This is a genomic window from Streptomyces alanosinicus (assembly GCF_014650595.1).
In the GTDB taxonomy this organism is placed as follows: domain Bacteria; phylum Actinomycetota; class Actinomycetes; order Streptomycetales; family Streptomycetaceae; genus Streptomyces; species Streptomyces alanosinicus.
Genome location: NZ_BMVG01000135.1, coordinates 1 through 1,474, shown reverse-complemented (window position 1 = coordinate 1,474; position 1,474 = coordinate 1). Strand labels below are relative to the sequence as shown.

At 69.9% G+C, this 1,474-nt stretch carries 1 protein-coding gene; it reads right to left on the bottom strand.

All coding sequences use genetic code 11. From position 1 onward, the window contains the following. Positions 1–180: 180 nt before the first annotated feature. Positions 181–1,474: alpha/beta hydrolase (locus IE277_RS46640; protein WP_308433495.1), on the bottom strand; the 1,294-nt coding region annotated here is incomplete at its 5' end.

Genomic DNA, 1,474 nt, shown 5'->3' with positions numbered 1-1,474 from the left:
TTGAAAAGCCAACCAAGTGGTGGGAAGAGCGAACCTGGCGATTTTCAAGAATCGCCATCATCGCAAAGGATCTGGTCTCCGAGACCGACTCTGACCTGGATCGACCAGATCAAGTGAGACACGGAGGAACCGAAGATCTCAGGTGATCTGGTCCCGGGGGGGCAGATACGTGTGTCCGTCTCAGATGATCCGGCCCGCCCGGGGCATTTCCGCCCGCTTGCAGGGTCGGTGCTGAAGCGGGCAGTCCAGCCACGCGGCGACGTTCGTGATGACCGCCGCGTCGACGTGCTGGGGTGCCATGTACCCGGCGGGCGTCGACGGTCCTGTCCCTGGGAAGAAGAGGTGGTCGTCGGCTTCGTGGATCTGGATGGTGACGTCCGGATGCCCGGTCAGTCCCTCTTGCCAGAGGGACAAGTCGTGCTCGACGGTGACCTGGTAGTCGCGGCCGCCCTGGAGGATCAGCAGCGGCTTGTCCAGGCGGGCGGCGGTGGCAACCGGGTCATAGGAGCCCAGGTCCAGCCAGTACGAGGCAGGAAGACCGAAGGGTAGGTCCTCCCGGGGCGTACGGGGTGACAGGGCGGTCTCGACGGTCGCGGCCTGGCGGGTGATCTCCGCAAGGACCGCCTCGGAGCGCGGGCCGGGGTCGAGGGCGGCAAGGTGGCCCACGACCCGGACGGCCGCCCGGTGCATGGGCTCGGCGTCACCCGCCAGGATCACGACGCCCGCGACCGACGGCTCGGCCTCGGCGACCCGCGGGGCGACCTTGCCGCCCATGCTGTGCCCGGCGACGAACACCTGGCCGGCATCGACGCACGGCTCCTCCTGGAGCAGACGCACGGCGGCGACGGCGTAGGGGACGTACTCGCGTGTCATCGTGAAGTCGTCCGCGGCAGCCGCCTCCGCCGCGTGCGTGAAGGTCACCTTGTCGTGGCGCAGCACCGCCACGCCGCGGCTGGCCAGGCCCCAGGCGAGGTCTTTGAGGGGCTTGTTGGGGCCGCTGGTCGCGTCCCGGTCGAAGGGGCCTCCGCCACTCAAGAGCACGACCCCGGGCCACGGACCGTCACCACGCGGAACAGTGACGGTGCCGGCCACTGCGAGAGGGCTGGCTCCGACCGTGACCTCGTGCTCCTCGAAGGCGTCCGGATCCGCGTAGGAGGGTGGCGCCCATGGTTCGCCGGCGGAGGGCGCGAGGCGTAGCCCGTTCAGCAGGCCGGCGGAGTCGACCGACATGACGGCGGTGAACTGTCCCCGCTCGCAGACCACGGGCACGCTGACCCGGGTCAGGTCCGGCCGCAGGGGCTCGCTCGACGGTTCGCCGAGGCTCGTGACCGGACCGGTTCTCGCGGTCTCGGCGAGCCAGGCCGCCCGGAGGGTCTCGGCGGTCACCGCGGCACGCAACGGCGGGCTGAACAGCGCAACGATCTCCCCGAAACGGCCCTCGTGTGCCCACTCGACCACCAGCACGGCAGTCTGC